Consider the following 25,600-nt stretch of genomic DNA (forward strand, 5'->3'; position numbering starts at 1 on the left):
TATACTTATCTCTTCTCTTAAGAATAATATTTATTATAAAACATTTTCTACTGTATATTAGTTTATTAAGAATAACTTAATGTTTTGGAAGTTGCTTTATAACTATAGTTATTGCAATTTCTACTTTATCATATTTTTGAAAAAAAAGTCTTTATATTATAATCTTAAGGCAGATTATATTTTTGCCTAAAAAAGATAAAACCCTGAAAGGATTATAAAATGCTGGTTTCTCTAGAATGGTTAAACGAATATGTTGATATATCAAATTTAAGCCCTGAACAAATTGCTCATGAACTTACTATGAGTGGTTTAGAAGTTGAAGAAATAGAAAAAATCGGTGCTGATTTTACAAACATTGTCGTTGCGCAAATTCGTGAAATAAGCCCGCACCCTGATGCGGAGAAACTTCAGTTGGCAAAGGTTTTTAACGGTACGGAAGAAAAAACAGTTGTGTGTGGAGCAAAAAATATTGCTGTAGGTCAGCTTATTCCTTATGCAACAGTAGGTTCTGAAGTTATGGACAGGAAATCAGGCGAAAAATTCTCTCTGAAGCCTGCAAAAATTAGAGGCGTAGAATCACAGGGAATGCTCTGTTCTGCCGAAGAACTGGGTTTAAAAACCACAGATTTTCAAGAAGATGACGGCATTTTGATTCTGAATAAAATAAAAGAAGGCATAAAGCCCGGTCAGGATATAAAAGAAGTCCTCGGAATTAAGGAAGATAATGTTTTGCATGTTGCGCCCACCGCAAATCGTGGCGATGAGATGTCTGTGCTTGGAATAGCCAGAGAGATTTCGGCAATATTTAATAAATCGCTTAAATCTCCTAAAGTTAAATCATATCAAAACGGTAATAATCCAGATTTTTCCATTGAAATAAAAGATTTTGATACCTGCAAATACTATTCCGTAGGTATTATAAAAGACGTAAAAATAAAACCGGCACCTGAATGGATGGCAAGAAGGCTTATAGCATCAGGCGTGAGAAGTATAAGCAACGTAGTCGATATAACAAACTATGTAATGCTTGAATACGGTCAGCCTCTTCATGCGTTTGATACGGATAAACTGGGTGAAAATTATTTATCGGTAAGAAGGGCTTATCAGGGAGAAAAGGCCGTTACTCTTGATGAAGCTGAAAGAGAGTTAACAACAGAGTCTGTTTTGATTGCTACAAAGCAGGCAAATGTCGGATTAGCAGGACTCATGGGCGGTTTTACTTCCGAAGTTGACGCAAAAACCCAAAATATTGCTCTTGAATCGGCTTATTTTATCCCTCAAACAACAAGAAAATCTGCCAGAAGTGTCGGATTAAGAACGGAAGCTTCGGCAAGATTTGAACGAGGAGTTGATATGGGTTCCGTAAGACCTGCTTTAATGCGGGCTATGCAGCTAATGGAAGAATATGCAGACGCTAAAATCATCGGAATTTCCGAAACAGGCGAGAATAAACTTCCTGATATTGATATAACTCTTAGATTTAGCGAAATTAAAAGGATTTTGGGAACAGAAATTCCTGAATCCAAATGCGTTGAAATTCTTGAAAATCTGGGCTTTGAAACGCTTGGAAGAAATACTTTTTCTGCTAAATTCAGAGTTCCAAGTTATAGAATCAATGATGTTACAAGAGAAATTGACCTTATTGAAGAAATAAGCAGAATCCATGGCTATGATAAGATTGAAACCACTTTGCCAAAAAATACACAGCCTGCTGAAGTATCAAAAGAAACCCAAACTATCGATAAAATACACAAAATATTTATCGCAAAAGGTTTCAGGGAGGTTGTAACGTCTTCTTTAATAGGAAAACCTATTCTTGACTGGATTGGGATTAAACACAATGACAGCGAGTCGATAAAAGTTACCAATCCTCAATCTGAAGAATATACAATGTTAAGACAAAATTTAATTCCTAATATTGCTTTAGTTGTCAAACATAACTTTGATCAGGGACAAAAAAACCTTTGTATTTACGAAATTGGCAAAACTTTTTTCTATAAAGGAAACACTGATGAAAAAAACACAGGTGTTGAAGAAAAAAGAATTCTTGCAGGAGCAATAAGCGGAAATATTAATCAAGGCGTATGGAAAAACAAAGAAGAAGTCGATTTTTATGCTCTCAAAGGCGTTGTAGAAACTCTGTTAAAAGAGCTTAAAATAGACTCAAGAGTCGGATATGAAGCTGTTTCGGATGTTTCATATTTTCATCCCGGCAGAACTGCTAAAATAAAACTTTCTGCAAAAAATTCGCCAATAATTGGAATTTTCGGGGAATTGCATCCCGATACGATAGAAAAATGCAAGTTCAACCAGCCGGTTTATGTTTTTGAAATTTATTTAGATTTGCTTTTAGACAATTTGAGTTTTGCGACACCTCGATTTAAACAACTTCCGCAGTTTCCTGCCGTTACAAGAGATATTGCGTTTATTATTCCGCAAAATATTTCCTGTCAGGATATAACAAAAACCGTTAAAAAAGCTTCTTCAAACTTGTTTAAAAAAGCTGAGATTTTTGACCTTTATCAAGGGCAGCATGTGCCGGAAGGCTCAAAAAGCGTGGCTTTTCGAATAACTTTGCAGGACCTGGAAGCTACTTTGACAGACGAAAAAATTGATACCGAAATACAAAAAATCAGAGACGGGCTTAAAAAAGCTTATTCTGAGGCAAGTTTCAGAGAATAAATATAAATTAAGCACTTCTTCTCTCTATTTTGTTTTTATATTAATAAGGGAATTTAGAGGGAAAAGAGATTTTATGGCTGATTTTGTAATTGATGGACATTCGAAAATTGCAAAAGATAAATTAATCAAACCGGCAATTGTTTTTAGTAAAACAGCTGACAGCTCTGTTTTTGAAAAAAAACATCCGAATGTTGTTGTATTTGATATATATGGAGATAAATCAATTCCTGTTGATTCATATGATTTAACTCCGGATATGACTCATGGGGAAGCTGTAGGAACATATATAAAAGCTCAATGTCCGTCAGCAAATATTATTAAAAGAGGAAAATTAACACCAAATACTGAACAAGAAACAATCGAGAAGTTAGAAAATGCAAAGACTCTTTTGTATAAAGGCAGCGAAGAAGAAAAATTATTATTTGGTGAAGACGCAAAAAAAATAATAGAAAATCCTGATGAAATTATGTGCTTTGATGCAACAATCGCCTTGAAAGAGCTGGCTAAATCAGTAGTTCGCGGAGAAAAAATAGATGCTGTAAATCTGTCAATGGGAGAATCAGTAAGAATTAATAATCTCGCAAAAGTAACGGGTTTGCCTTTAACAAAAGAAAATTTGTCTCAATACAAAAATGAAATTCGCAAATGGTTCAAAAACAATAAACTGCCGGAAATTAAGTCTTGTAATGATAGAATGGAATCTATTGAAAAAATAACATCAGGAGGAATACCTTTTTACGTTGCAGCAGGAAATGAAGGAGTAAATTCTGTTAATCTTTATTCTTTTGCAAAGGGTGTTACGACAGTAGGTGCTTTGAAAGAAGACAGGAAAACAAAAACCGGTTATACTGTTGATAACTCTTTAGTTAGTCAATGGGAACAAGGTGATTATCCTATAGATGAAGTTAAAGATAAGAATGGAAAGTTAATAGGCTATGATATAAATGGTGATAAAAAATCGGAAATTCTTGCAAAAGATACTTCAAGCAATAAATCTTTTTTGTCATTATTAACCGCTTTTATTATAAATAAAGCACAAGGAACTTCTTTTGCCACTCCTACCGCGCTTGGAAAATATTTAAGAAGAAAAATGGGTAACGCCAAAGGCAAGTAAAAAGCAATCAAGTGTCGATAACTTTTCCGTTAAATAAATCCAGAACAAGTTTTGCCTGCTCGGACAGATTAACAGGCTTGATTTCTGTTTTTATTTCTTCAAGTTCTTCGGCGATTTCTTTTTCTAAATCAGAAACAGGTTTTTCATCAATAATAATTTGATGAGTTTTTTGAGGTTTTGGAATTTCTTCGAGCAGTGGAGTTGAAATCTGCTGGGATTTTTGTGTTTTTATTTCCGGTGTGGAAATAACAGGTTTTAATTCTTCATTTTTTTTTTGCACCAACGCATCTTCAGGAAGCGGCGATCTGATTATTATTTGAGGCAATCCACCGAACAACTTTTCTGCGGCTTTTTCAAGCTTTGTATTTTTATCTTTGTCTTCTTTTATGTTTTTTAACCAATTTTTATTTTCAATTGTAAGAATTATTTTTTCTGAATTGATTTCAACCGGTTTTACAAATGTTTTGAAGAGTTCAGAACTTATCCCTATATTGTCCAGAAGGAATTTCCAGTTTTCGGCAATGTTTACGGAAGCAGCTAAAGTTGAAACAGGATTTATTTGAACATTTTCGCTTTCCTGTTTAGCTTTCGGTTCATCAATAACTTCAGAAATTATTGATGCAGTTTTTTGCTCTTTTGGCTCTGATTCGACGGGAGTAGTCTTTGCTGCGACAGATACGGGTTCAATTTTTGTAATTTCAATAGGTCTTGGGCTTTCCTGAGTTATAGGTTTAATTAGTGTTTGAGGTTGAATATTTGCAGGTTTTACAGCCGGCATATTTCCTGAAGATAAAGCTCCTTCAAGTCTTAAAATTCTTGATTCAAGTTCTTTTATTACCTGAATATCATGCCTGTGGCAAATTCCTATTAATCCGACTTCCAGCCATAAAAGCTGTTGGGAGGAGCTTTTAAGAGTTTTTTCGCAGGCAGAAAGTTTTTCTATTATTTGAACAATCTCATTTATTTCAAAATTGCTCACCTGTTCTTTCAAAGCAGGAAGCATATTGATTGTAATATCAACGAGATCTTTTATCTGTTCTAAATCTTTGGAAGTTTTGACAAATAAGGCATTTCTGAAGTAATTTATAAGTTCTCTGATGACCTGTACAGGCTCGTTAGTTATAGAAATTTCGTCAATAAGTGCGATAAGTCCGCCTGTATCTTTATTGGCAAAACAGTCAGCTATTTTGAACAAAGTATCTTCCGGCATGCTTCCCATAAGGGAAATAATGTCATTTTCTGTTATTTCATCCTGTTGAGAAGAAAGCACGCTTGTCTGGTCGAGAAGTCCGAGAGCATCTCTCATCCCTCCATGACACCTTCTTGAAATTACAGAAACAGCTTTATCATTAATTTTTATAGATTCTTTTTTTGCAATTTCTTTTAATTTTTGAGAAATTTGATCCTGATTTACCCGTTTAAAGTCAAATCTCTGACACCTGCTTATTATAGTTGTCAAAACCTTGTGAGATTCTGTGGTTGCAAGGATGAAAACGAGTTTTTTTGGAGGTTCTTCAAGAGTTTTCAGGAGAGTATTAAATGCAGCAGGGGTCAACATATGGACTTCATCTATTATGTAGACTTTGTATTTGCCTGCAACAGGCATAAAATGAACTTTGTCAATAAGATTTCTTGCATCTTCCACGTTTCTGTTGCTTGCTGCATCGATTTCAATAACGTCAATAGAATTCGAGTTGGCTATATCAATACAGCTCGGGCATTTTCCGCAAGGATTTACCGTTGGCCCTTCAACACAGTTTAAAGATTTTGCCAGAATTCTTGCAGTAGAAGTTTTGCCTGTGCCTCTTGATCCTGTAAACAAGTAAGCATGAGCAACTTTATCAAAATTAATCGCATTTGACAGTGTTTTAACAACCGTGTCCTGCCCTATAAGATCGCTGAACTTCTGAGGTCTGTATTTTCTGTATAAAGGGATATAAGAAGTTGCCAATTTAAAATTCCTTTTTATGTTTATAACCATTTTACAACAAAAACCCGCTTGTTTGACAAGGCGGTTTTGATTTTAGCAAGACAGTTTCTAAATTTCCAGATATTTTTTTAAAGAATCCTGCCAATTTCTGCAAAGGTTGTTGTTTTCCATTACAGAATTTCGAGGTCTTCTTGCAGGAAGCGGAAATTCTTCTGTTGTTACGGGAATAACTTCTATTTCTATGGCTTTTATTTCAAAAATTTTCTTTGCAAAGCCGTACCATGTTGTAAAATCACTTCCGCAAACATGATAAATCCCGAAAGGACTGTTGTTTTCTAAAATTTTTAAAATTCCTTCCGCCAGGTCATAAGTCCATGTCGGACAGCCTTTTTGGTCATCAACAACTTTTAAGACAGTCCTGGTTTTTGAGAAATTAATCATAGTATCAACAAAATTTTTGCCGTTGTGTCCGTAGAGCCAACTTGTTCTCGTTATAAAATGCTTTGGATTGTATTTTTTGACAGCCAGTTCGCCTGCCAGTTTTGATTCTCCATAAACAGTTTTCGGATTTGTCTTATCGTCGGGAAGATAAGCAGAATCCTTTTCTCCGTCAAACACATAATCAGTGCTTATATAAATTATCGGAATATTTTTTTCCGCAGTGATTTTTGCAAGATTCTCCGTGCCTTTAGCGTTTATCAAAAAAGCCTTTTCTCTTTCGGTTTCTGCAAGATCAACATTGGTATAAGCTGCGGCATGAATTACATAATCACACTTTATGTCTTTAAAATAGCTTTCAACATTGGTTTCATCTGTGATATTAAAATCCTGAATATCAACAGGTATGACTTTATAGCTTCTTTCGGAAAAAATTTTGACGGCATCCTGCCCTAACATGCCGTTTGCACCTGTTAAGAGTATTGTTTTCATTTTAGATCACTGCTTTTTTATTTAAAATATTGTTTATCCATTCCTGATTATCCAAATACCATTGAATTGTCAGCTTGATTCCCTCTTCGAAAGTAACGGAAGGACTCCATCCGAGCTCATTCTGGATTTTTGAGCTTTCTATCGCGTATCTTCTGTCATGTCCGAGTCGGTCTTCAACGTAGTTTATAAGGGTTTCAGGTTTATTAAGCTCTTTTAATAGCAATTTTGTTATTTCGATATTGGGTTTTTCGTTATTTCCGCCTATGTTATAGACTTCACCTTCTTTGCCTTTATGCAAAACAGCATCTATAGCGCTGCAATGATCGTATACATAAAGCCAATCCCTTATATTCATGCCGTCTCCATAGACAGGAACCTGCTTATCTTTAAGAATATTAGAAATAAACAGAGGAATTAATTTTTCCGGAAACTGATAAGGTCCATAATTATTTGAGCATCTGGTAATCAAAACAGGTTGTTTAAAAGTCTCAAAATATGACCTTACAATCATATCGGCAGAGGCTTTACTTGCAGAATAAGGACTGTTTGGAGCAATAGGAGTATTTTCAGTAAAAGAACCTGTAGAACCCAATGTTCCATAAACTTCATCTGTGGAAATTTGGATATATCTTGATAATTTAAGTTCTTTGGCAGAGTTTAAAAGGTTATGAGTGCCTAAAATATTCGTGTTAATAAAAACATCCGGATCAGTGATACTTCTATCTACATGGCTCTCTGCCGCAAAGTTCAAGCAGCAGTCAACCTGAGAAATCAAATCCCTGACAAGTTTTTTATCGCAAATATCACCCTTAACGAAATTATAATTCGGATTTTTTTCAATATCTTTTAAATTTTCCGGATTTCCTGCATAAGTCAGCAAATCAAGGTTTATGATTTTATAATCAGGGTATTTGTTCAAAATTTGTCTGATAAAACAGCTTCCAATGAAGCCGGCTCCGCCCGTTACAAGTATTTTCATATCTTATCCTCTGATTAATTTCTTTTTGTATTCATTAAAAATTGGTAAAATTTTATCTTTTTCTGAAACCAAGGGGTTTTCAACATGCCAGTTTATATTTAATTCTTCATCATTCCATCTGACACCTGCATCATATTCAGGAGCATATTCGTTTGAAGCTTTGTACAATACTTCAGCTTCGTCAGAAAGTACAGAAAATCCGTGGGCAAAACCTTCAGGAATATAAAGCATTTTTTTATTTTCTTCTGAAAGCTCCACACCAAACCATTTTCCGAAGTTTTTTGATTCAGTCCTTAAATCCACCGCAACGTCAAAGATTTTTCCATGAAGACATCTTACAAGCTTTGCCTGAGGTTTGGGAAAATGCTGAAAATGAAGCCCTCTAATTACGCCTTTTGAGGATTTTGAGTGATTATCCTGAAAAAAATTAATTTTTATACCGTTTGCCGCAAATTCGGAAGCTTTGTATGTTTCAAGAAAAAAACCTCTGCTGTCTCCAAAAATTTTTGGCTCAACAATAATAACATCGGCTAATTCGGTTTTATGAAATATAAATCCCATTTTTATCTCAATTTTAAATAACATTGAAATTATAGTTTAAAAAGTTAATATTTTAAATATAAAAAATTAACTTTTTTTAAGATTTAATGTTATCATAATAACAATTAGCGGAATAACTTGATTTAAAATAGTAACTTTTGAGGTGTTATGGAACCGACTAAAATTGATTTTAAAGATGTAGGCATAGGCTATATTGTCAATAAAGCCGCTTTGTATTATAAAATTACAGTACTGCAGTTATTTAAAGAAAAAAATTTTCATATAACACCCGAACAATTTGCAATATTGTTCTTTCTTTCCAAAGAAGACGGGATGTATCAAAGGCAGCTCGCTAAAATCTCTTTAAAAGACAGACCAAATATCACAAGATTGATTGATATTCTTGAAGAAAGCGGTTTTGTTTATCGCGAAGCAGACCAGAATAACAGGCGCATCCTAAAAGTATTCATAACGGAAAAAGGCAGAAAACAGGTAGAAGAAGTATATCCCTGCCTTCTTGACATAAATAATAAGGCTGCCAAAGGGATAACAACCGAAGAGTTGGACTTATTAAGAAAAGTCTTAGGAAAAGTTTGTGAGAATATGGATGAGGATTTTAAACTGCAAATATAGTTTTTTTTATTGCGAATAATTAACAATTAATAATAAGGATAAAAATATGTCGGAAGAAGAATTTAAAAAACAACAAAGCACGGAATTAAGTGATAATGAAGAAAAAAAATCTGCAAACAACTCAAAGAAAGCAATTATCCCTGTAGTTTTGGTGGTAATCGGTATAATTACAGGACTTTACTATTATTTTTTTTCTACAACATATGTATCAACAGATGATGCATTCATAGTCGGACACAGTATTCAAATTAGTCCTAAAGTTTCAGGAAATGTAATCAAAGTGAATTTTGATGATAACCAGACGGTTAAAAAAGGTCAGCTTCTTGTTAATATTGACCCGACTGATTATGAAGTCAAATATGAGCAGGCACTTTCCGGTGTAGAAGGCGCAAAAGCGCAAAAAAATGCTTCGGAACAACAAATTTCTCAATCGCAAAAAAGCATGGAGCAAGTAAATGCTGATATTTACTCCATTAAAGCGGAATTAGACCTTGCAGAAACAGAGTTTAACAGATACACAAGTCTTTATAAAAACAGAGCCGCTTCAAAACAGGATTTTGACAGATCCGAAACAAATTATAAATCAGCTAAAGCAAAATTAGACTCTTATATGAAAAAAGTTTCTGCGGCGCAGGAACAAGTTTCTATAAGCGGCTCTCAGAGCAAAGTTATGACGGCAAATATTAAGCAGCTGCAAACAGGCGTTAAACAAGCAAAATTAAATCTTTCATACACTAAAATATGCGCTCCTGTGAATGGAGTTATTACAAGCAAAGCTGTAGAAGAAGGTGTGTATGTTCAAACCGGACAACCTTTGTTTACAATTATCCCCGAAGAAAGATGGATAGTTGCCAATTTCAAGGAAACACAACTTACTGATATGAAAATAGGGCAAATAGTCAATATAAAAATAGATTCCTACCCTAATAAAATATTTAAAGGACGTGTTGACAGTATACAGTCAGGAACAGGTTCATCAACAAGCATGTTTCCTCCTGAAAACGCTGTTGGAAGCTTCGTTAAAGTCGTTCAGCGTATTCCCGTAAAAATAACTTTTACCGAAAAAATTGATCCCAAATATGTTATAGTGCCGGGAATGTCTGTAATTCCTGAGGTTAAAGTTAAATGAGTTCAAAGGAATTGAATATTTCTTTGACAGAAAATGAGGATTGGAAGCCAAGTATAAATCCATGGCTAATTTCCATTGCCGTTATGCTCGGGACTTTTATGGTTGTGCTTGACTCCTCTGTTGCGAACGTTGCATTGCCTCATATGGCAGGAAGTTTTTCCGCAAGTGCAAATGAATCGTTGTGGATATTAACCAGCTACCTCATTGCAAATGGCATAATTTTACCCTCGACAGCCTGGTTTAGTGGTATATTCGGAAGAAAAAACTTTTTTATTATATGTATAATAATTTTCACAATTGCCTCTGCGGCGTGCGGTGCTTCTACAAGTTTGGGGATGATGATATTTTCCCGCATAATTCAGGGTTTGGGGGGTGGAGCGCTCATGCCTATATCGCAAGCTGTTCTGTTGGAAAGTTTTCCTAAAGAAAAACGTGGAATGGCAATGGCATTATTTGGATTAGGTGTAATTTTTGCGCCGATTATAGGACCAACTCTGGGTGGATGGATTACTGACAATTATTCATGGCACTGGATTTTTTATATCAACGTACCGATAGGAGTTTTAGCAGTATTTCTTTCCAATTTGTTTGTTGAAGACCCGCCTTATGCAATGAAAAAAGGTTTTCAAAAAATAGATTATCTCGGATTTGGCTCATTAATAATATGGCTGGTATCTTTGCAAATGGTTTTAGATAACGGGCAAAAACTTGACTGGTTTAATTCAAGCTGGGTATGCTGGACATCAGCTGTTTCAACAACAGCAATGATATTTTTTATAGCCTGGGAACTTCATTTTAAAGACTCTATAATTGATTTAAACGTATTCAAAGATCGTAATTTTACCGTTGGAACTATTTTAAACACCTTATTTAGCGGAATTTTGTACAGTACACTTGCAATATTGCCATTATTTTTGCAAAATCTGCTCGGATATACGGCATATTACAGCGGAATGGCAATAACCCCAAGAGGAATCGGCTGCCTTTTTTCAATTCTTCTTGCAGGTTATTTATCAAATAAATTTGATGCCCGTGTGCTTGTCGCTTTTGGTTTTGTTTCCCTTGGTTTTGGCTGTCTTATTCTTGGTGATCTCAACCTCCAAATATCAATGAATAATATTATATTGCCAAATATTATCTGTGGAGCAGCTATGGGGTTTATATTTATCCCATTAACAATAGTTTCTTTCGGGACTTTAAAAAACGAACAAATGGCAAATGCTACAGGTCTTCAAAATTTACTGAAAAATATCGGCGGCGGAATCGGTGTATCTATTGTAGGAACTTTGCTTTCTCGCTTTGCACAAGTTCATCAGGCAAATATGGTTTCACATTTAAATCCGTATAACCCTATTTTTCAGCAAAAAGTCAGCGCAGCCGCGCATTTTTTATCTATACATATGAGTCCTGTTATAGCGGCCCACAAAGCAAATTTTCTTATGTACGGCAGTTTGCTTAAACAGGCGTATCTCTGGTCATTTATAGATAATTTCAGACTATACGGCATAATTTGTTTAATTTTAACGCCAACAGCCTTCCTTCTTAAGAAAGTTAAGCCTCACAAGGCTACAGGCGAAGTGAGTATGCATTAGATGCTTAAAATATAATTTATTAAAGCTCTCATTCCGCAGGCTGAAGGACCTTTTGAAAGTTCTTTATGTTCTTTTTCAAGAATAGCAGGACCTGCTATATCTATATGAGCCCATTTTGTTTCACCAACATATTCTTTCAGGAAAATACCTGCTGTGCTTGCTCCTGCATAACGAGAACCGGCATTTTTCATATCGGCAATATCGCTTTTAATATCGTCTTTGTGTTCATCATAAAGAGGTAATTGCCAGAATCTTTCGCCGCCTTTTTCCGCTGAAAGGATTAATTTGTCGATTAATTCTTGGTTATTGCCCATAATCCCTGAAGCTATCTGGCCTAGTGCGACCATACATGCTCCTGTAAGGGTTGCGATGTCAATAATTTCATCAACCTTTTGCTCTGTAGCGTAACAAAGAGCATCAGCAAGTGTTAGTCTTCCTTCAGCATCGGTATTATCAACTTCTATTGTTTTTCCATTTTTTGCCCTTAAAATATCTCCCGGTTTATAAGCCTGACAGCCGGGCATGTTTTCGCAGGCTGCTATTATTCCATGAACTTCAATAGCAGGTTTTAAGAGAACAAGAGCTTTCATAACAGCAAGAGTAATTGCCGAGCCTGACATATCACCTTTCATCTGACGCATTGAAGAAGCAGGTTTAAGGTCAAGACCTCCGCTGTCAAAAGTAATTCCTTTTCCGACAATAGCAACTTTTTTCTTAGCTTCTCCTGAAGGTTTATATATCAGGTGTATAAATTTTGGCGGCTTTGCACTTCCCTTTGCGACTGCGAGAAAAGACCCCATTTCCATTTTTTCAATTTCATCTTTTTCAAAAATTTTACATTCGACTCCTTCAAGTGAAGCAGCGACTTCGGCTAATTTTTCGGGAGTTGCTTCGCATGGAGGTTCGTTTATAAGGTTTCGTGCAAAGTTAAGCGAATTTGCTATAATCTTTCCTCTTTCCAAACCCAGTTCGATGCTTTCCGTCTTTGAATCATCGAGTTCAACTATTTCCAGAATCTCGATTTGGTTTTTATTATTTTCGTCATCGTCTTTTTTTGATTTGTATTTTTTAAATTCATAATCACCTATAATTGCGCCTTCCGCAATCATTTGTGCGCAGTCAAAAGCATTCAGCCCCGCAATACCTGCACCATGAAGAATAGAACATATTTTAGAGGCTTTTATTGCTTTGGCTTTTTTGATTACTTTAGCTGAAATTTCTCTTATTTTATTTAAATTAAATTCTTCTGATTTTCCAAGCCCGACTAAAAGAACTTTGTCGGCAGGAATTTTTCCGTAGGTTGGCAAAACATAAATTTCATTCAATTTCCCTTTGAATTTTTCTTTTTCTATAACATAAGAAGAAATCAGGTTATCAAGAGCTTTATCTAGAGTTCCTGTTGCTCCTTCAGGGATTTTTACACCCTCAAATAGGTTTACTACAAGCACATCGCAGCTTGTGTTTTTTATAGAGTCCTTTTTTACTTTTAATTCCATAATTAAAATTCCCCTTATACTAAATTTTCTCTAACTTCCCCCCAGGGAACAAGTTTATATCCGGCATTTATAATGGTATGAAGATACTTTGGCTTTTTTGGATCAGGTTCTATCTTGTTTCGCAACCCTCCAACATGTACTCTGAGCATTCTGACGTCTTCGTCTACATCATAACCCCACACTTCACCAAGAAGAGTAGGAAGGCTTACGGCTTGATTGATATGCTGCATAAGACAATAAAGAATCTCAAACTCTGTAGGGGTTAGCTTTACAAGTTTATCAGTTACGTTAACTTCAAGAGAATCAGGATAAAGCCTAAAATTACCGCTTGTAAGTATTTCTTCGGAATGAGTCTGCGCGGTATCTGTGCGTCTTAATAAGGCTCTCATTCTGACAAGAAGCTCCTGAATGTCAAAAGGTTTAACCAGATAATCATCGGCTCCCGAGCCAAAACCTGTGATTTTGTCTTCAATCGTGCCTTTTGCTGTCAAAAGAATAATAGGAATATTTTTTGTTTTGGCGGATTTTCTAATATTTTTGCAAACTTCAAAACCATCCATATTTGGCATCATAACATCAAGGATTATTATATCGTAGTTCCCGTTTTGAGCTTTTTGAAGACCGCTTAGTCCGTCCGTTGCTGAATCTGTACAAAAACCGCTCATCTGAAGATCCATAGACAGCCAGTCCATAATTTCAATATCGTCATCAACAATCAAAACTCTGTTATTCATGGCAATTTCTCTTTAAATTTATCATTTTCATAAAAATAATTTTATCAAATAAAAGAGCTATATGCTAATAAAGATAATATTAAGAAAAACACATAAAAAAAGCGGCAGATTTCCTGCCGCTTTCAAAAGATCCAAAAGATTATTTAAATTTTTTAGTTGCTCTCAGGTGCGTTAATTGTTTTTGTAAGAAGCAGGTTTCCTGTTTTTCCGTATCCTGTAATAGTTATGGTGTCAGCGTCAGTAGCGCTAATCACAACGGAGCCTGCAGTAGTTCCGCTTGTTGCAAAAGCAACAGCAGTAGTATCAAACGGGTTTTTGTTTTCAGCATTTAAGTCTGTTACAATGGCATCAGCTATATCTGCCGTTGTATTGGTTGTTGATAAATCAAGAGCAATCCTGCTTGTTACCGAGGAAGCAGCAGCGCTTATGTTAGCTTTTACCGTACCTTCTTTTGCCTGATCTGCCGCATTTAATAAACTCGGGGCTGCAATTAATGCCAAAACACCTAAAATAACAACAACTATCAAAAGTTCTAAAAGAGTGAAGCCCTGTCTTTTTTGCATAATTTGTGTGTCCTTTCTTTAAACATAATAATATACTCTAATTTTTTTTAAAATTTCTGGTTTTTCTTGAAAACAGAAATGTATTTTGCTTTTTCGTATTATTATTATTGTCCATGTTTCGCAAAAAATAAAGAGTTTTTTAAAAAATTGTAATAATCAGAAACATATTTCGGTAAATACAAAAAATATAAAAATTTAAATAATTAACAGCTTCGTTGTATAATCCTTTTATAAGAGGATAAAAAAGGATAAAAAATTGTTAAAACAAGTTGAATTTAAAATGAGCTTGCAAAGCGATTCTCCTGTTTCGCAACAGAATAATTTTTTTATAGGCGGCAATAAGCCGGTTATAATGGCAGGTCCGTGCGTAATCGAAGAAGATGAGTCAATCCTTTTCAAAACAGCCGAAAAATTAAAGGAAATTACACAGAAACTTGATATTCCATACATATTCAAAGCTTCTTATGACAAAGCAAACAGAACTTCTCTCGATTCTTACAGAGGCGTGGGACTTGAAGAAGGACTTAAACTTCTTGCAAAAATCAAAAAAGAATTTGATTTGCCTGTAGTAACAGATATTCACCATCCTGATGATGCGGCTATAGTTGCAGAAGTTGCGGATGTTTTGCAAATACCGGCCTTTCTTTCCAGACAAACGGATATTTTGGTTGCTGCCGCTAAAACAGGCAAAATTATAAATATTAAAAAAGGGCAGTTTCTTGCCCCGAAACAAATAGAAAATTCCGCAAAAAAAGTTATAAAAAGCGGAAATGACAGGGTCGTAATCATAGAAAGGGGAACGACATTCGGTTATGGAAATCTTGTTTCCGATATGAGAGCAATACCTATAATACAAAATCTTGGATATCCTGTAATTTTTGATGCTACTCACAGCGTACAACTCCCCGGAGGTGCTGGAGATTCAACAACAGGCGAAAGACAATTTGTGTCAACCCTTGCAAAAGCGGCTATTGCGGCAGGATGTAACGGGCTTTTTATGGAAATTCATCCTGATCCTGATAACGCACCGTGTGACGGTCCTAACATGATTCCTTTAGATAAAGCTTATGACCTCTTAAGCGTTTGCAAAGAAATTTTTGAAGTTGTAAACAGGTAAGAAATAAGCTTAATGAACTTTTTTAATAAAATATTAAAAGTATTTAGTTTGATTTTTGGAATAATTTTGGTTTTTAATGGAATGGGATACTTTTTAATAGTTATTGTTTATGATTTATTTCAAGGAGTTCATGTTAAAAATTATTCATTTGAAGGAATTTTAAATTTATTTTTTAATATCGTTATACTCACATTAGGTCTATTATTGTTAAGAAACTTTAAGAAAAGGAAATAACAGTGAAAACAAAATTTAGTGAAGTTGCATTCGGAAAAAACGACATAAGGGGAAAAGTCGGAGAAGACCTTTGTCCTGAACTTTTTGAACTTATCGGAAAAGCTTTTTCGACATATATTTCAAATAAAGAAAATGCAGTTAATAACTTTTGGGTCAGTGTAGCACAGGATGCAAGACTTCATTCTCCCGAACTTACCGAGGCTCTGGTAAAGGGACTTCGCTCATGCGGAATAAATGTCCTTGATTTAGGACTTTGCCCTACACCGTTGGGTTATTTTTCAGAATACGCAGGATTAAACTTAATCGGCGCTCTTATTGTAACTGCAAGCCATAACCCTGCTGAGTATAACGGAATTAAAATAACTTACAGGCAAGTCGGTCTTAATGAAGCTGAAATCGTAAAACTTAAAGAAATAACTTTTGCAGGTGATTTTGTAAAAAGTGAAAAAGAAGGCGAATACAAAAAATATGACATCGTATCAGACTATATAAACACTGTCGGAAAAAATTTCTTCGGAAAAGGAAAAGGCGTAAAAGTCGTGGTTGACAGCGGAAATGCCACAGGTGGTGTTGTCGCTCCCGAATTGTACACAAAAATGGGCTGTGAAGTGATTGATATTTTTACAGAGCCTGATGGAAATTTTCCGAATCACCATCCTGATCCGAGCAAAGAAAAAAATCTTAAGTCTCTTAAAGAAAAAATTCTGGAAACGGGAGCTGATTTTGGAATAGCATTTGATGGAGATTCAGACAGAATCGGTGTCGTTGATAATAACGGTTATGCAATGCCGGGCGATCAGCTGATGCTTATTTATGCTCTTAATATTCTTGAAAATACAAAAATTAATTCGGCATCTAAACCTGTTTTTGTGTCGGAAGTTAAATGCTCACAGGTTTTATATGACACGATAGACCAAAGCGGCGGACGTTCAATTATGTGGAAGACAGGACATGCCTACATAAAAAGCAAGATGAAAGAAGAAAATGCTGTGCTTGCAGGAGAAATGAGCGGGCATATTTTCTTTAAAGACAGATATTACGGTTATGATGATGCTGTTTATGCAGGATGCCGAATTATCGAAATCGTTGCGGCAAAAAAAGCTAAAAATCCTGAATTTAAGCTTTCACAAGTAATCGATGCTCTGCCTAAAAAGTTTACTTCTCCGGAGTTGAGAATTCCTTGTCCGAATGAATCTAAATACAGAGTAGTTGAAGAACTTAAAGCTGATTTAAGCAAAAAACCCGATGCTTTTGCCAACAAAATAGAAAGCATTATCACTATAGACGGAATCAGACTTGTTTTTAGTGATGGTTTTGCTCTTATAAGAGCCAGTAATACTGAACCAACCTTTACTATACGTTTCGAAGCGGGAAGTCAGGAAAATCTTGATAATTATCAAGAAAAATTTCTCGCTCTTCTTGATGAAAAAATGAAAAACATAGTCAATTAAGGCATAAAATTAAAAAGGGACTTTTAAAAGTCCCTTTTTAATTTTAATTAATCCTGGCTGTAGGTAGAGGTAATTCAAAATCTTTTTCTAATTCATTGATTTTGTAACCTTTATAGATTTCTTTTAATTTTTCTATTACGAAATCAGGATCGTGATTTACTAAAGCTAATGATCTTGAAACTTCAGTTGGGGATAAAACACCGTTTAATACATCTGAGCAATCTTGAAAGATAAGCCAGGAAAGGTATTTTCCGGGTGTGATTTTACCGCTGCAGTCAATAGAGTCTATTAATGCGCCAAGAGGACCGGCTTCTTGTATACTCATAGCGCCATCGTTATCTTTGTCGAAAGCTTTTATGTATACGGAAGCAAAAGCCATACCCTGTCTCAAATTAAGAGCTTCTGTTTCTTCGTCAATTGAAGAATAAGGAATATAAGCTTTTGATAAAGCGTTAAATTCTTCGTTGTTTGAAACCTGATCAAAACTGATTTCGCCTTTTAAGAACTTTCTTAAGTTTTCTTCGGCTTTTTGTTTTCCTTTTTCAATGTATTCAAGAACTTTACATGCGGTATTAGCGCCTAAGCCTTCTGCTGTGTTGAAATCAAAAGGTCCGTTTAATGAATTAATTAATAACATCTTTTCTCTCCTCATCCCCAATTAAATAAACTACCGTTTTTATTACCCTTATATTAATAAAAACAAACAGTACAAAAAAATTGCCTTTTTTGATAAACTTTTTTAAACTTAAATAGTGAATTTAAAAAAATATGAGTGAGGAAATATTTAATGACAGGCAATACAAGTAAAATAACCTTTGGAACAGACGGATGGAGGGCGATAATCGCTGAAGAGTTTACGTTCAGCAATGTTGTTCTTGTAACAAAGGCTATTGCAGGCTATATAAAAACAAAATATGACCCGTCAAAACCTGTCATAATAGGTTATGATACAAGATTTTTAGCGGATAAGTTTGCTCAAAGAGCCGCAGAAACTCTTAATGAGCTTGGACTCAATGTGAAAATAACAAAAATAGATGCGCCTACACCTGTAGTTGCTTATGCGGCAAAGCACCTTAATTCTGCCGGAGCTTTAATGCTCACAGCGAGCCACAATCCTCCGGAATATTGCGGAATTAAATATATTCCTGATTATGCAGGTCCGGCTACAACTGATATTACCAATATAATCGTAGAAAATGTGAAAAAACTTCAGGAAGGTCAAACTGTTGTTGAAGTTTCTTCTCAAAAGGGAACGACCGAAGTCTTTGATCCTAAACCTGATTATATGAAATGGGTAAAAACACTTATTGATTTTGACAAAATCAAGCAAGCAAATTTAAATGTTTTCTATGACCCTTTATATGCTTCAGGCAGAGGTTATGTGGACGGCTTACTGGAAGATGCGGGCTGCAAAGTAACGACTATAAAAAACTGGCGCGACCCTCTTTATGGAGGTGCAATGCCTGAGCCTAAAGAAAAATATCTCGGTGAGCTTAAAAAACTGGTAATTGAAAACCCACCAGCTATAGGTCTTAGCAATGACGGAGATGCTGACAGATTTGGCGTACTGGATGAAAAAGGTGCATTTGTAACTCCTAATGATGTTATTGCTGTATTGTTCAGGCATTTAGTTAAAAACAAAGGCAGAAAAGGCTCTGTAGTTAAAACTGTTGCCACAAGCCAATTAATAGACAAAATCGCCGAAAAATACGGTGTAAAAGTTCATGAAACAGCTGTTGGATTTAAATGGATCGGACAAATAATGCGTCAAGAAGAGGTTATCATTGGTGGAGAAGAATCAGGCGGTTTAAGCATCTGGGGACATATCCCCGAAAAAGACGGAATAGTTGCGGATTTATCAATTCTGGAAGTTGTTGCCTACGAAAATAAACCTCTTTATCAAATAGTGGAAGATGTTAAAAATGAAATAGGGCTTCATTATATAAATCACAGAATCGACCTTCATGTTACTGAAGAAGTAAAAGAAAAAACAATGAAAACTTTTACTCAAAGCCCTCCAAAAGAAGTTGGCGGACTAAAAGTCAAAAAAATGAAGAATATTGACGGATTTAAATTTTATTTTGAAGATAATAATTCATGGATGCTTGTGAGACCAAGCGGAACAGAACCGCTTTTCAGAATTTATTTTGAAACTGATACGCAAGACAAACTTGAAAAAATGATTAAAGATATAGAAAATTTTGTAAGTAATATATAAAATCTTATACTTGAATTGCTGATTAAATATATGCGTCATTGCGAGGAGAGGCTTTAGACTCGACGTGGCAATCTATTTTGTTTATTATAGATTGCTTCGCTATGCTCGCAATGATGATTTTGGCGATTTAGCAATTCGATTCTTATACTTGAATTTTTAAACATAAAATTTAGTCTATAAGTTAATAGTAAATTTAATCCTTATTGATATATTGGGAATTGTTTGTTCCCAATATATCAATAAGGAGAAAAAATGAAAGCTGTAGTTGATAAAAATACATGTATAGGCTGCGGTATTTGTGTTGATATTTGTCCGGAAATTTTTGAACTAAACTCTCAGGGTTTGTCAGAAACAGCGGTAACAGAGGTTTCTTCATATTACCTGCCCGATACAATCAATGCGGTAAGTGCCTGTCCTACAAATGCTATCAAAGTCCTCTGAAAACAGAGGTTTTACTTTGCTCAATGACAGGTTAATTATTTTTGAGATTAATGCTGTTTTCAAGTTCTTTTATGTGTGAATCAACTATATCTGAACTATCCGCATTCGGTTTTAATTCAAGAAATTTCCTGAACATTTTAACCGATTCTTTGAAATCTCCCTGTTTTTCAAGGACATATCCAAAATTTGTATAAACATCGGAAAATTTAGGATTAATTGCCAATGCTTTTCTGTACATAGAAGCGGCTTTATCGTATTCACCGCTACAATACATTGCAAGTCCGATCTGGTTATAAGCCTCAAAAGCCTGATCATTCAATTCGATAACCTTTTGGCAGAAATTAACGCAATCATCCCACAATCCTTGTTTTGCAGAACAAACTGCTATTTTGTACCAGACTTCTTCGTTTTTTGAATCAATTTCGAGAGTTTTTTTATAAAAATCTCTTGCCATAATTAAGTCATTAAACTCTCCGCTTAAATTAAATCTTTTATCATAAGCTTGTGCAAGGGTCTGATAATAAGAACAGTCTTCCATAGAAACTTTTATTTTAATTGCGTTATTAAAATTTTCTATAGCTTCGTTAATATTTCCTGTTTCCATTTGACAAAGCCCTATAAGATAAATAGTTTCATGGTCATTAGGTTTTGTATTAGACAATTTTTTAAACTGGCTAAAAGCTTTATCATATTTTTTTATATTGTAATAAAGCAATCCTAAGTTATGATTGGTATCATGATCATCATTATTTATTTCCAGTGCTTTTTTAAAATTTTGTTCAGAATCATTGACTTTATTTAGCGCCATATAAGTCAAACCAAGATTATAAAAAGCATCAAGTTTTTCAGGATTAATTCTAGTTGAGTTAAGAAAGAATTTTATTGCTGTTTCAAAATTCTTTTCCTGATACGCCTCTATTCCTTTATTATACTCAACTTCATATCGTCTGTTTTTATTAAAAAACCACATAAAAGCTGCAATTATTGCAATTAATAAAAAACAAACAGCCGTTATATATATATTTATATTTTGCATAATTTCCTAAACCATTAACTACTTAAAAGACAGATTTGTGACATAAAATTAATCTTACTCTTCTAATAATATAACATATATAGGCATATTGTAACTAAAAAATCGGTATTTTTATTTAGTCAAACTTAATTTTTTGTCAAAATATTCTATAGTTCTTGTTAATCCGTCCTGAAGTTGTACTTCCGGTTGCCATCCCAATTTTTCTGATGCAAGGGAGATATCAGGTTTTCTTTGGGTCGGATCATCCTGAGGAAGCGGTAGAAAAATTATTTTTGATTTACTTCCGGTTAATTTAATGATTCTTTCGGCAAATTCAACAATGGGAGTTTCTACAGGATTTCCAAGATTTACCGGTCCAGTGAAGTCTTTTGAATTCATCATTCTGATAAATCCGTCAACAAGGTCGCTCACGTAGCAGAAAGATCTTGTTTGGCTGCCATCCCCGTAAACAGTGATATCTTCACCTTTTAAAGCTTGAACAATAAAGTTGCTTACGACCCTGCCGTCATATTCAGCCATTCTCGGTCCGTAAGTATTAAAAATCCTTATAATTTTTATATCTACGTTGTTTTGTCTGTGATAGTCCATCATTAAAGTTTCGGCAACTCTTTTACCTTCATCGTAGCAGCTTCTTATTCCTATCGGATTTACGTTTCCCCAGTAAGTTTCTTTTTGCGGATGCTCTTTGGGATCTCCGTACACTTCCGAAGTGGAAGCCTGAAGAATTGTGGCTTTTACTCTTTTTGCAAGTCCGAGCATGTTGGTAATTCCGAGAATACTTGTTTTTATTGTCTTAATCGGATTGTATTGATAATGCACAGGGGAAGCAGGACAAGCAAGATTATAAATCTGGTCAACTTCTACAAGTAAATGTTCTGTTATGTCATGTCTTATTAACTCAAAATATTTGTTTTCCATTAAATGAGTTATATTTTCTTTAGAACCTGTAAAGAAATTGTCGACACAAACAACTTCATTTCCTTCATTTAAAAGTCTTTCGCATAAATGTGAGCCTATAAATCCTGCTCCGCCGGTAACTAATATCTTTTTCATTTTTATAGCAAACCTCATTCAAGTAAATTAATTAACGATTGTTATCTTTTGTTTTAATATTTTCTGTTAAGTTCCCAATTCCAGGCTGTTTTTATTATATCCTCAATTTCTGTATATTCAGGATTCCATCCTAATTCCTGTTTTACTTTTTTATTATCGGCTATAAGAACAGGCGGATCGCCTTCTCTTCTTTCAGAAATTTGTTTGTTTATCAGTTTTCCTGTTATTTTTTCACTTTTTTCTATTACTTCTTTGACAGAAAATCCTTTGCCTGTTCCTAAATTATAAAAATTACTTTTTTCTTCTTTTATTAATTTTTCAAGAGCAAGCCTGTGTGCTTTTGCCAGATCATTAACATGGATATAATCCCTGATACAAGTGCCATCCGGAGTATCATAATCATCGCCGAAAACTTTTATGCAATCTCTTTGACCTAATGCTGTTTGGAGTACAAGCGGAATCAAATGAGTTTCCGGAGAATGACTTTCTCCTATGTTTACCGCATTTAATTGCCCTCCATCATCGGCACCTGAAGCATTAAAATATCTTAATGCAATGTATTTTAGTTCGTATGCACTGTCATAATCCTTAAGAATTTTTTCTATCATAAGTTTTGTTGTGCCGTATGGATTTATTGGGCTTTGCGGATGTTTTTCGTCTATCGGAACATATTCCGGATTCCCGTAAGTTGCACAGGTTGAGGAGAAAACAATTTTCTTCACGTTGTTTTCAAGCATCACACTAAGCAGATTAAGAGTATTTACAACGTTGTTGTAGTAATATTTTTGAGGATTTTCAACTGATTCTCCGACATAAGCAAACGCTGCAAAATGTATGACGGCCTTTATCGGGTATTTTTTAAAAACTTCTTTTATTTCATCAATGTTTTTAAGGTCAACTTTACAGAAACAAGGTTGTTTTAAAAGGCTCTCGTCGTTCATAGAGCCTTTATCCGCAATCTGCTGAATGGCTTCCGGATGTCCGTATGAAAGATTATCTATGACCACACATTCATAACCTGCTCTAATAAGATCAAGCGTACAGTGGCTTCCTATATAACCTGCTCCGCCGGTTATTAAAATCATTAATTTTACTCCATTTTGTTTAAAATTGATTATACAATAAAAGACCTTCCTTAAAAACCGTCCAAAAATTACTTTTTTGTATATAATTAACTCAAAGTAAAATAAAAAAATTGAAGGAGTTAAAACCTTGAAAGAACAATATAATCATCAGGAAATAGAAAAAAAATGGCAGCAAGTGTGGGAAGAAAAAGGTATAAACAAAACCCCGAACGAATCAGACAAACCTAAATACTATGCTCTGTCAATGTTTCCGTATCCTTCAGGAAAACTTCACATGGGACATGTCAGGAATTACACTATTTCTGATGTGATTGCCAGATTTAAGAAAATGAAAGGTTTTAATGTACTTCACCCTATGGGCTGGGATTCCTTCGGATTACCTGCGGAAAATGCGGCTATACAGAAGGGAAAAGATCCGGCAGACTGGACTTTTTCCAATATAGAATACATGAAAATGCAGCTTAAAACACTTGGTTTAAGTGTTGACTGGGAAAGAGAAATCGCAACCTGTAAAAAAGATTATTATAAATGGACGCAATGGCTGTTTCTTGAATTTTTTAAGGCAGGATTGGCTTATAAAAAAGAATCTCCCGTAAACTGGTGCGAAAAATGCGCTACCGTTCTTGCAAATGAACAGGTGGAAGACGGAAAATGCTGGCGTTGCGAATCACTTATCACAAAGAAAAAGCTTTCTCAGTGGTATTTAAAGATTACTGACTACTCTGAAAGACTTTTGCAGGATTTGGACAAGTTAACAGGCTGGCCTGAAAACGTTAAGTTAATGCAAAAAAACTGGATCGGAAAATCTTACGGAACTGTTCTCAAGTTTAAGACCGAAGAGCAGCCCGAAATAGAAATTCCTGTGTTTACAACAAGACCTGATACGGTATTTGGCGTAACTTATCTTGTCGTTGCACCTGAATATCCCGATATAGATAAATTAATCACCGATGAAAATAAAGAAAAAGTTAATGAATACATAGAAAATTCAAAAAGATTGTCCGAAATTGAAAGAACTTCAACAGAAAGACCTAAAACAGGTGTTCCTCTCGGAACACATGTCATAAATCCTTTCAACGGGGAAAAAGTTCCTTTATGGACAGGAGATTATGTGCTTGTTGAATACGGAACAGGCGCAGTAATGGGCGTTCCTGCCCATGATACAAGAGATTTTGAATTTGTAAGAAAATTTAATCTGCCTGTTGTTGAAGTTATCAAAAATCCTGAAAAACAAGATAGCACACCTCTGACAGAAGCTTATACAGATGCCGGAATTATGATAAATTCAGGCGAATTTGACGGATTAAGCAGCGATGAAGGCAAGAAAAAAATAACAGAATGGGCTGAAAAAAATAATGCAGGATTTGGAAAAGTTCAATTCAGGCTAAGGGACTGGCTTATAAGCAGGCAAAGATATTGGGGTGCGCCTATTCCTGTTATTTACTGTGAAAAATGCGGTATTGTTCCCGATGAAAACCTGCCTGTTATTCTTCCGGAAGATGTTGATTTTTCAGTTAAGGGTATATCGCCTGTTGCAACCTCGTCTGATTTCGTAAATACAACTTGTCCAAAATGTAATTCTCTTGCAAAACGTGAAACTGACACAATGGATACGTTTATTTGCAGCAGCTGGTATTATTTAAGATATATTGATCCTAAAAATAGCGAGAAAATATTTGATTCTGAGCTCGTTAATAAGTGGATGAACGTTGATCAATACGTTGGCGGTATTGAACATGCTATTCTTCACCTTTTATATTCAAGATTTTTTGTGAAGTTCCTCAAAGACAGAGGACTTGTAAATTTCAATGAGCCTTTCGAAAATCTTTTAACTCAGGGTATGGTATTAAAAGACGGTACAAAAATGAGTAAATCAAAAGGCAATACCGTTGATCCTGATGAAATTTTTGTAAATTACGGGGCTGATACCGCAAGATTATTTATTTTAAGCGATTCTCCTCCGGCAAGAGATCTCGATTGGTCAGATGCGGGCGTAGAAGGTTGCTACAAGTTCTTAAACAGGGTTTGGCGTCTGGTCAAAACATGTGAACCTAATTTAGCCCATCCTGATTCTGTTGTTCCCCAAAATGACATCAGTTCGTTTTCTAAAGAAAATAAAGACCTTTTAAGAGAAACGCATAAAACTATTAAAGGCATAACTCAGGATATAAACAACGAATTTCAGTTTAATACAGCGATAAGCAAGAGCCGTGAGCTTGTAAACAGCCTTTATGATTATGTAAATACTAAAAAAGTTTATTCTGAAGAAGACAAGGCTGTTTTAAGTCAGGCTGTTTTCACCTTAATAAAACTTATGTCGCCTTTAGTTCCGCATCTTTCTGAAGAAATATGGAATGAGTTCGGTGCAAACGGCTCAATTCACCTTACAGAATGGCCTGAATACAAGGAAGAACTCTGTATAGCCGATACCGTAACAATTGCTATTCAAGTCAGCGGTAAGCTTAGAGACAAAATTGACATGCCGTTAAATTCATCAAAAGAAGATATAGAAAAAGCCGCACTCGCTCAAGCAAAAGTTCAGGTTTACACTGAGGGAAAACAAATTGTTAAAATAATTGTTGTTCCCAATAAATTAATAAATATTGTTGTATAAAGCTGCTGTATTAATCGAAGATAAGATAA

General features: G+C 34.9%; 21 protein-coding genes. 10 read left to right on the forward strand and 11 right to left on the reverse strand.

Features of this window, described 5'->3' with window-relative positions:
• The first annotated feature begins 219 nt into the window (after nt 1-219).
• Together pheT and WCG23_02205 are read left to right on the forward strand one after the other, a co-directional pair.
• Complete coding sequence (gene pheT, locus WCG23_02200) at nt 220-2,682, forward strand: phenylalanine--tRNA ligase subunit beta (protein MEI8388676.1); 2,463 nt, start codon at nt 220-222, stop codon at nt 2,680-2,682.
• 73 nt (nt 2,683-2,755) lie between these two features.
• Nucleotides 2,756-3,796 carry a S8 family serine peptidase gene (locus WCG23_02205; GenBank protein MEI8388677.1) on the forward strand — a complete coding sequence of 347 codons (1,041 nt, stop codon included), beginning with the start codon at nt 2,756-2,758 and terminating at the stop codon, nt 3,794-3,796.
• A 7-nt stretch (nt 3,797-3,803) separates the two neighbouring features.
• Here WCG23_02205 and dnaX read toward each other — a convergent pair whose 3' ends face one another.
• The 4 genes from dnaX to rfbC form a co-directional block, all read right to left on the reverse strand.
• Entirely contained in the window at nt 3,804-5,747 is a 1,944-nt protein-coding gene (dnaX, locus tag WCG23_02210) for a DNA polymerase III subunit gamma/tau (protein MEI8388678.1), read from the reverse strand.
• An 87-nt stretch (nt 5,748-5,834) separates the two neighbouring features.
• The gene (gene rfbD / locus WCG23_02215) at nt 5,835-6,656 is read right to left on the reverse strand and encodes a dTDP-4-dehydrorhamnose reductase (GenBank protein MEI8388679.1); all 822 of its coding nucleotides are present in this window, start codon (nt 6,654-6,656) and stop codon (nt 5,835-5,837) included.
• A gap of 1 nt (nt 6,657) precedes the next feature.
• A complete protein-coding gene (gene rfbB, locus WCG23_02220) occupies nt 6,658-7,635 on the reverse strand; it encodes a dTDP-glucose 4,6-dehydratase (GenBank protein ID MEI8388680.1) in 978 nt (325 codons plus the stop codon).
• Nucleotides 7,636-7,638: 3 nt separating this feature from the next.
• The gene (gene rfbC, locus WCG23_02225) at nt 7,639-8,196 is read right to left on the reverse strand and encodes a dTDP-4-dehydrorhamnose 3,5-epimerase (protein MEI8388681.1); all 558 of its coding nucleotides are present in this window, start codon (nt 8,194-8,196) and stop codon (nt 7,639-7,641) included.
• Between the two features lie 147 nt (nt 8,197-8,343).
• Between rfbC and WCG23_02230 the strand changes: the two genes are divergently transcribed.
• Genes WCG23_02230 through WCG23_02240 form a run of 3 tightly spaced genes read left to right on the forward strand, consistent with a single transcriptional unit; the run spans nt 8,344 to nt 11,529 of the window.
• A complete protein-coding gene (locus WCG23_02230; protein MEI8388682.1) occupies nt 8,344-8,808 on the forward strand; it encodes a MarR family transcriptional regulator in 465 nt (154 codons plus the stop codon).
• A gap of 46 nt (nt 8,809-8,854) precedes the next feature.
• Nucleotides 8,855-9,937, forward strand: coding sequence for an HlyD family secretion protein (locus WCG23_02235; GenBank protein ID MEI8388683.1), 1,083 nt, complete (start codon nt 8,855-8,857; stop codon nt 9,935-9,937).
• Nucleotides 9,934-11,529, forward strand: coding sequence for a DHA2 family efflux MFS transporter permease subunit (locus tag WCG23_02240; GenBank protein ID MEI8388684.1), 1,596 nt, complete (start codon nt 9,934-9,936; stop codon nt 11,527-11,529). Before WCG23_02235 ends, WCG23_02240 begins: the two co-directional genes overlap by 4 nt.
• On the opposite strand, the gene WCG23_02245 is transcribed toward WCG23_02240, so the two are convergent.
• The 3 genes from WCG23_02245 to WCG23_02255 all read right to left on the reverse strand — a co-directional run bounded on the left by WCG23_02245 (nt 11,526) and on the right by WCG23_02255 (nt 14,322).
• A complete protein-coding gene (locus tag WCG23_02245; protein MEI8388685.1) occupies nt 11,526-13,025 on the reverse strand; it encodes a leucyl aminopeptidase in 1,500 nt (499 codons plus the stop codon). The genes WCG23_02240 and WCG23_02245 overlap by 4 nt on opposite strands.
• Before the next feature lie 14 nt (nt 13,026-13,039).
• On the reverse strand, nt 13,040-13,759 hold the full coding sequence (locus tag WCG23_02250; GenBank protein ID MEI8388686.1) for a response regulator transcription factor: 720 nt from the start codon (nt 13,757-13,759) through the stop codon (nt 13,040-13,042).
• Nucleotides 13,760-13,911: 152 nt separating this feature from the next.
• A complete protein-coding gene (locus tag WCG23_02255; protein ID MEI8388687.1) occupies nt 13,912-14,322 on the reverse strand; it encodes a prepilin-type N-terminal cleavage/methylation domain-containing protein in 411 nt (136 codons plus the stop codon).
• Between the two features lie 256 nt (nt 14,323-14,578).
• On the opposite strand from WCG23_02255, the gene kdsA reads away from it, so the two are divergent.
• Both kdsA and WCG23_02265 read left to right on the forward strand, forming a co-directional pair.
• Nucleotides 14,579-15,439 carry a 3-deoxy-8-phosphooctulonate synthase gene (kdsA, locus tag WCG23_02260; GenBank protein MEI8388688.1) on the forward strand — a complete coding sequence of 287 codons (861 nt, stop codon included), beginning with the start codon at nt 14,579-14,581 and terminating at the stop codon, nt 15,437-15,439.
• A gap of 236 nt (nt 15,440-15,675) precedes the next feature.
• Nucleotides 15,676-17,124 (forward strand): phosphomannomutase/phosphoglucomutase, encoded by a 1,449-nt coding sequence (locus tag WCG23_02265; GenBank protein MEI8388689.1) that lies wholly within the window; start codon nt 15,676-15,678, stop codon nt 17,122-17,124.
• 43 nt (nt 17,125-17,167) lie between these two features.
• Here WCG23_02265 and WCG23_02270 read toward each other — a convergent pair whose 3' ends face one another.
• Nucleotides 17,168-17,761 carry a hypothetical protein gene (locus WCG23_02270; GenBank protein MEI8388690.1) on the reverse strand — a complete coding sequence of 198 codons (594 nt, stop codon included), beginning with the start codon at nt 17,759-17,761 and terminating at the stop codon, nt 17,168-17,170.
• A gap of 150 nt (nt 17,762-17,911) precedes the next feature.
• Here WCG23_02270 and WCG23_02275 point away from each other — a divergent pair, with 150 nt between their 5' ends.
• Together WCG23_02275 and WCG23_02280 are read left to right on the forward strand one after the other, a co-directional pair.
• Nucleotides 17,912-19,342 (forward strand): phosphoglucomutase/phosphomannomutase family protein, encoded by a 1,431-nt coding sequence (locus tag WCG23_02275; protein ID MEI8388691.1) that lies wholly within the window; start codon nt 17,912-17,914, stop codon nt 19,340-19,342.
• A gap of 252 nt (nt 19,343-19,594) precedes the next feature.
• On the forward strand, nt 19,595-19,783 hold the full coding sequence (locus WCG23_02280) for a ferredoxin (GenBank protein ID MEI8388692.1): 189 nt from the start codon (nt 19,595-19,597) through the stop codon (nt 19,781-19,783).
• Nucleotides 19,784-19,814: 31 nt separating this feature from the next.
• On the opposite strand, the gene WCG23_02285 is transcribed toward WCG23_02280, so the two are convergent.
• The 3 genes from WCG23_02285 to galE all read right to left on the reverse strand — a co-directional run bounded on the left by WCG23_02285 (nt 19,815) and on the right by galE (nt 22,957).
• Nucleotides 19,815-20,819 (reverse strand): tetratricopeptide repeat protein, encoded by a 1,005-nt coding sequence (locus tag WCG23_02285; protein MEI8388693.1) that lies wholly within the window; start codon nt 20,817-20,819, stop codon nt 19,815-19,817.
• Between the two features lie 111 nt (nt 20,820-20,930).
• A complete protein-coding gene (locus WCG23_02290; GenBank protein ID MEI8388694.1) occupies nt 20,931-21,872 on the reverse strand; it encodes a UDP-glucuronic acid decarboxylase family protein in 942 nt (313 codons plus the stop codon).
• A 53-nt stretch (nt 21,873-21,925) separates the two neighbouring features.
• Nucleotides 21,926-22,957, reverse strand: coding sequence for a UDP-glucose 4-epimerase GalE (gene galE / locus WCG23_02295; protein MEI8388695.1), 1,032 nt, complete (start codon nt 22,955-22,957; stop codon nt 21,926-21,928).
• Between the two features lie 127 nt (nt 22,958-23,084).
• Here galE and leuS point away from each other — a divergent pair, with 127 nt between their 5' ends.
• Nucleotides 23,085-25,571 carry a leucine--tRNA ligase gene (gene leuS / locus WCG23_02300; protein MEI8388696.1) on the forward strand — a complete coding sequence of 829 codons (2,487 nt, stop codon included), beginning with the start codon at nt 23,085-23,087 and terminating at the stop codon, nt 25,569-25,571.
• The last annotated feature ends 29 nt before the right edge of the window (nt 25,572-25,600 follow it).

The organism is bacterium (genome assembly GCA_037147175.1).
Taxonomy (GTDB): Bacteria; Cyanobacteriota; Vampirovibrionia; order Gastranaerophilales; family UBA9971; genus UBA9971.

Excerpts from the sequence above, each read along its gene's own strand:
- WCG23_02240 (MEI8388684.1), top strand. The coding sequence starts at position 9,934 with ATGAGTTCAAAGGAATTGAATATTTCTTTGACAGAAAATGAGGATTGG.
- WCG23_02280 (MEI8388692.1), top strand. The coding sequence starts at position 19,595 with ATGAAAGCTGTAGTTGATAAAAATACATGTATAGGCTGCGGTATTTGT.
- WCG23_02290 (MEI8388694.1), bottom strand. The coding sequence starts at position 21,872 with ATGAAAAAGATATTAGTTACCGGCGGAGCAGGATTTATAGGCTCACAT.
- WCG23_02235 (MEI8388683.1), top strand. The coding sequence starts at position 8,855 with ATGTCGGAAGAAGAATTTAAAAAACAACAAAGCACGGAATTAAGTGAT.
- rfbC (MEI8388681.1), bottom strand. The coding sequence starts at position 8,196 with ATGGGATTTATATTTCATAAAACCGAATTAGCCGATGTTATTATTGTT.
- WCG23_02255 (MEI8388687.1), bottom strand. The coding sequence starts at position 14,322 with ATGCAAAAAAGACAGGGCTTCACTCTTTTAGAACTTTTGATAGTTGTT.
- WCG23_02230 (MEI8388682.1), top strand. The coding sequence starts at position 8,344 with ATGGAACCGACTAAAATTGATTTTAAAGATGTAGGCATAGGCTATATT.
- pheT (MEI8388676.1), top strand. The coding sequence starts at position 220 with ATGCTGGTTTCTCTAGAATGGTTAAACGAATATGTTGATATATCAAAT.
- WCG23_02245 (MEI8388685.1), bottom strand. The coding sequence starts at position 13,025 with ATGGAATTAAAAGTAAAAAAGGACTCTATAAAAAACACAAGCTGCGAT.
- WCG23_02285 (MEI8388693.1), bottom strand. The coding sequence starts at position 20,819 with ATGCAAAATATAAATATATATATAACGGCTGTTTGTTTTTTATTAATT.
- WCG23_02250 (MEI8388686.1), bottom strand. The coding sequence starts at position 13,759 with ATGAATAACAGAGTTTTGATTGTTGATGACGATATTGAAATTATGGAC.
- WCG23_02275 (MEI8388691.1), top strand. The coding sequence starts at position 17,912 with ATGACAGGCAATACAAGTAAAATAACCTTTGGAACAGACGGATGGAGG.
- galE (MEI8388695.1), bottom strand. The coding sequence starts at position 22,957 with ATGATTTTAATAACCGGCGGAGCAGGTTATATAGGAAGCCACTGTACG.
- WCG23_02205 (MEI8388677.1), top strand. The coding sequence starts at position 2,756 with ATGGCTGATTTTGTAATTGATGGACATTCGAAAATTGCAAAAGATAAA.
- WCG23_02270 (MEI8388690.1), bottom strand. The coding sequence starts at position 17,761 with ATGTTATTAATTAATTCATTAAACGGACCTTTTGATTTCAACACAGCA.
- rfbB (MEI8388680.1), bottom strand. The coding sequence starts at position 7,635 with ATGAAAATACTTGTAACGGGCGGAGCCGGCTTCATTGGAAGCTGTTTT.
- rfbD (MEI8388679.1), bottom strand. The coding sequence starts at position 6,656 with ATGAAAACAATACTCTTAACAGGTGCAAACGGCATGTTAGGGCAGGAT.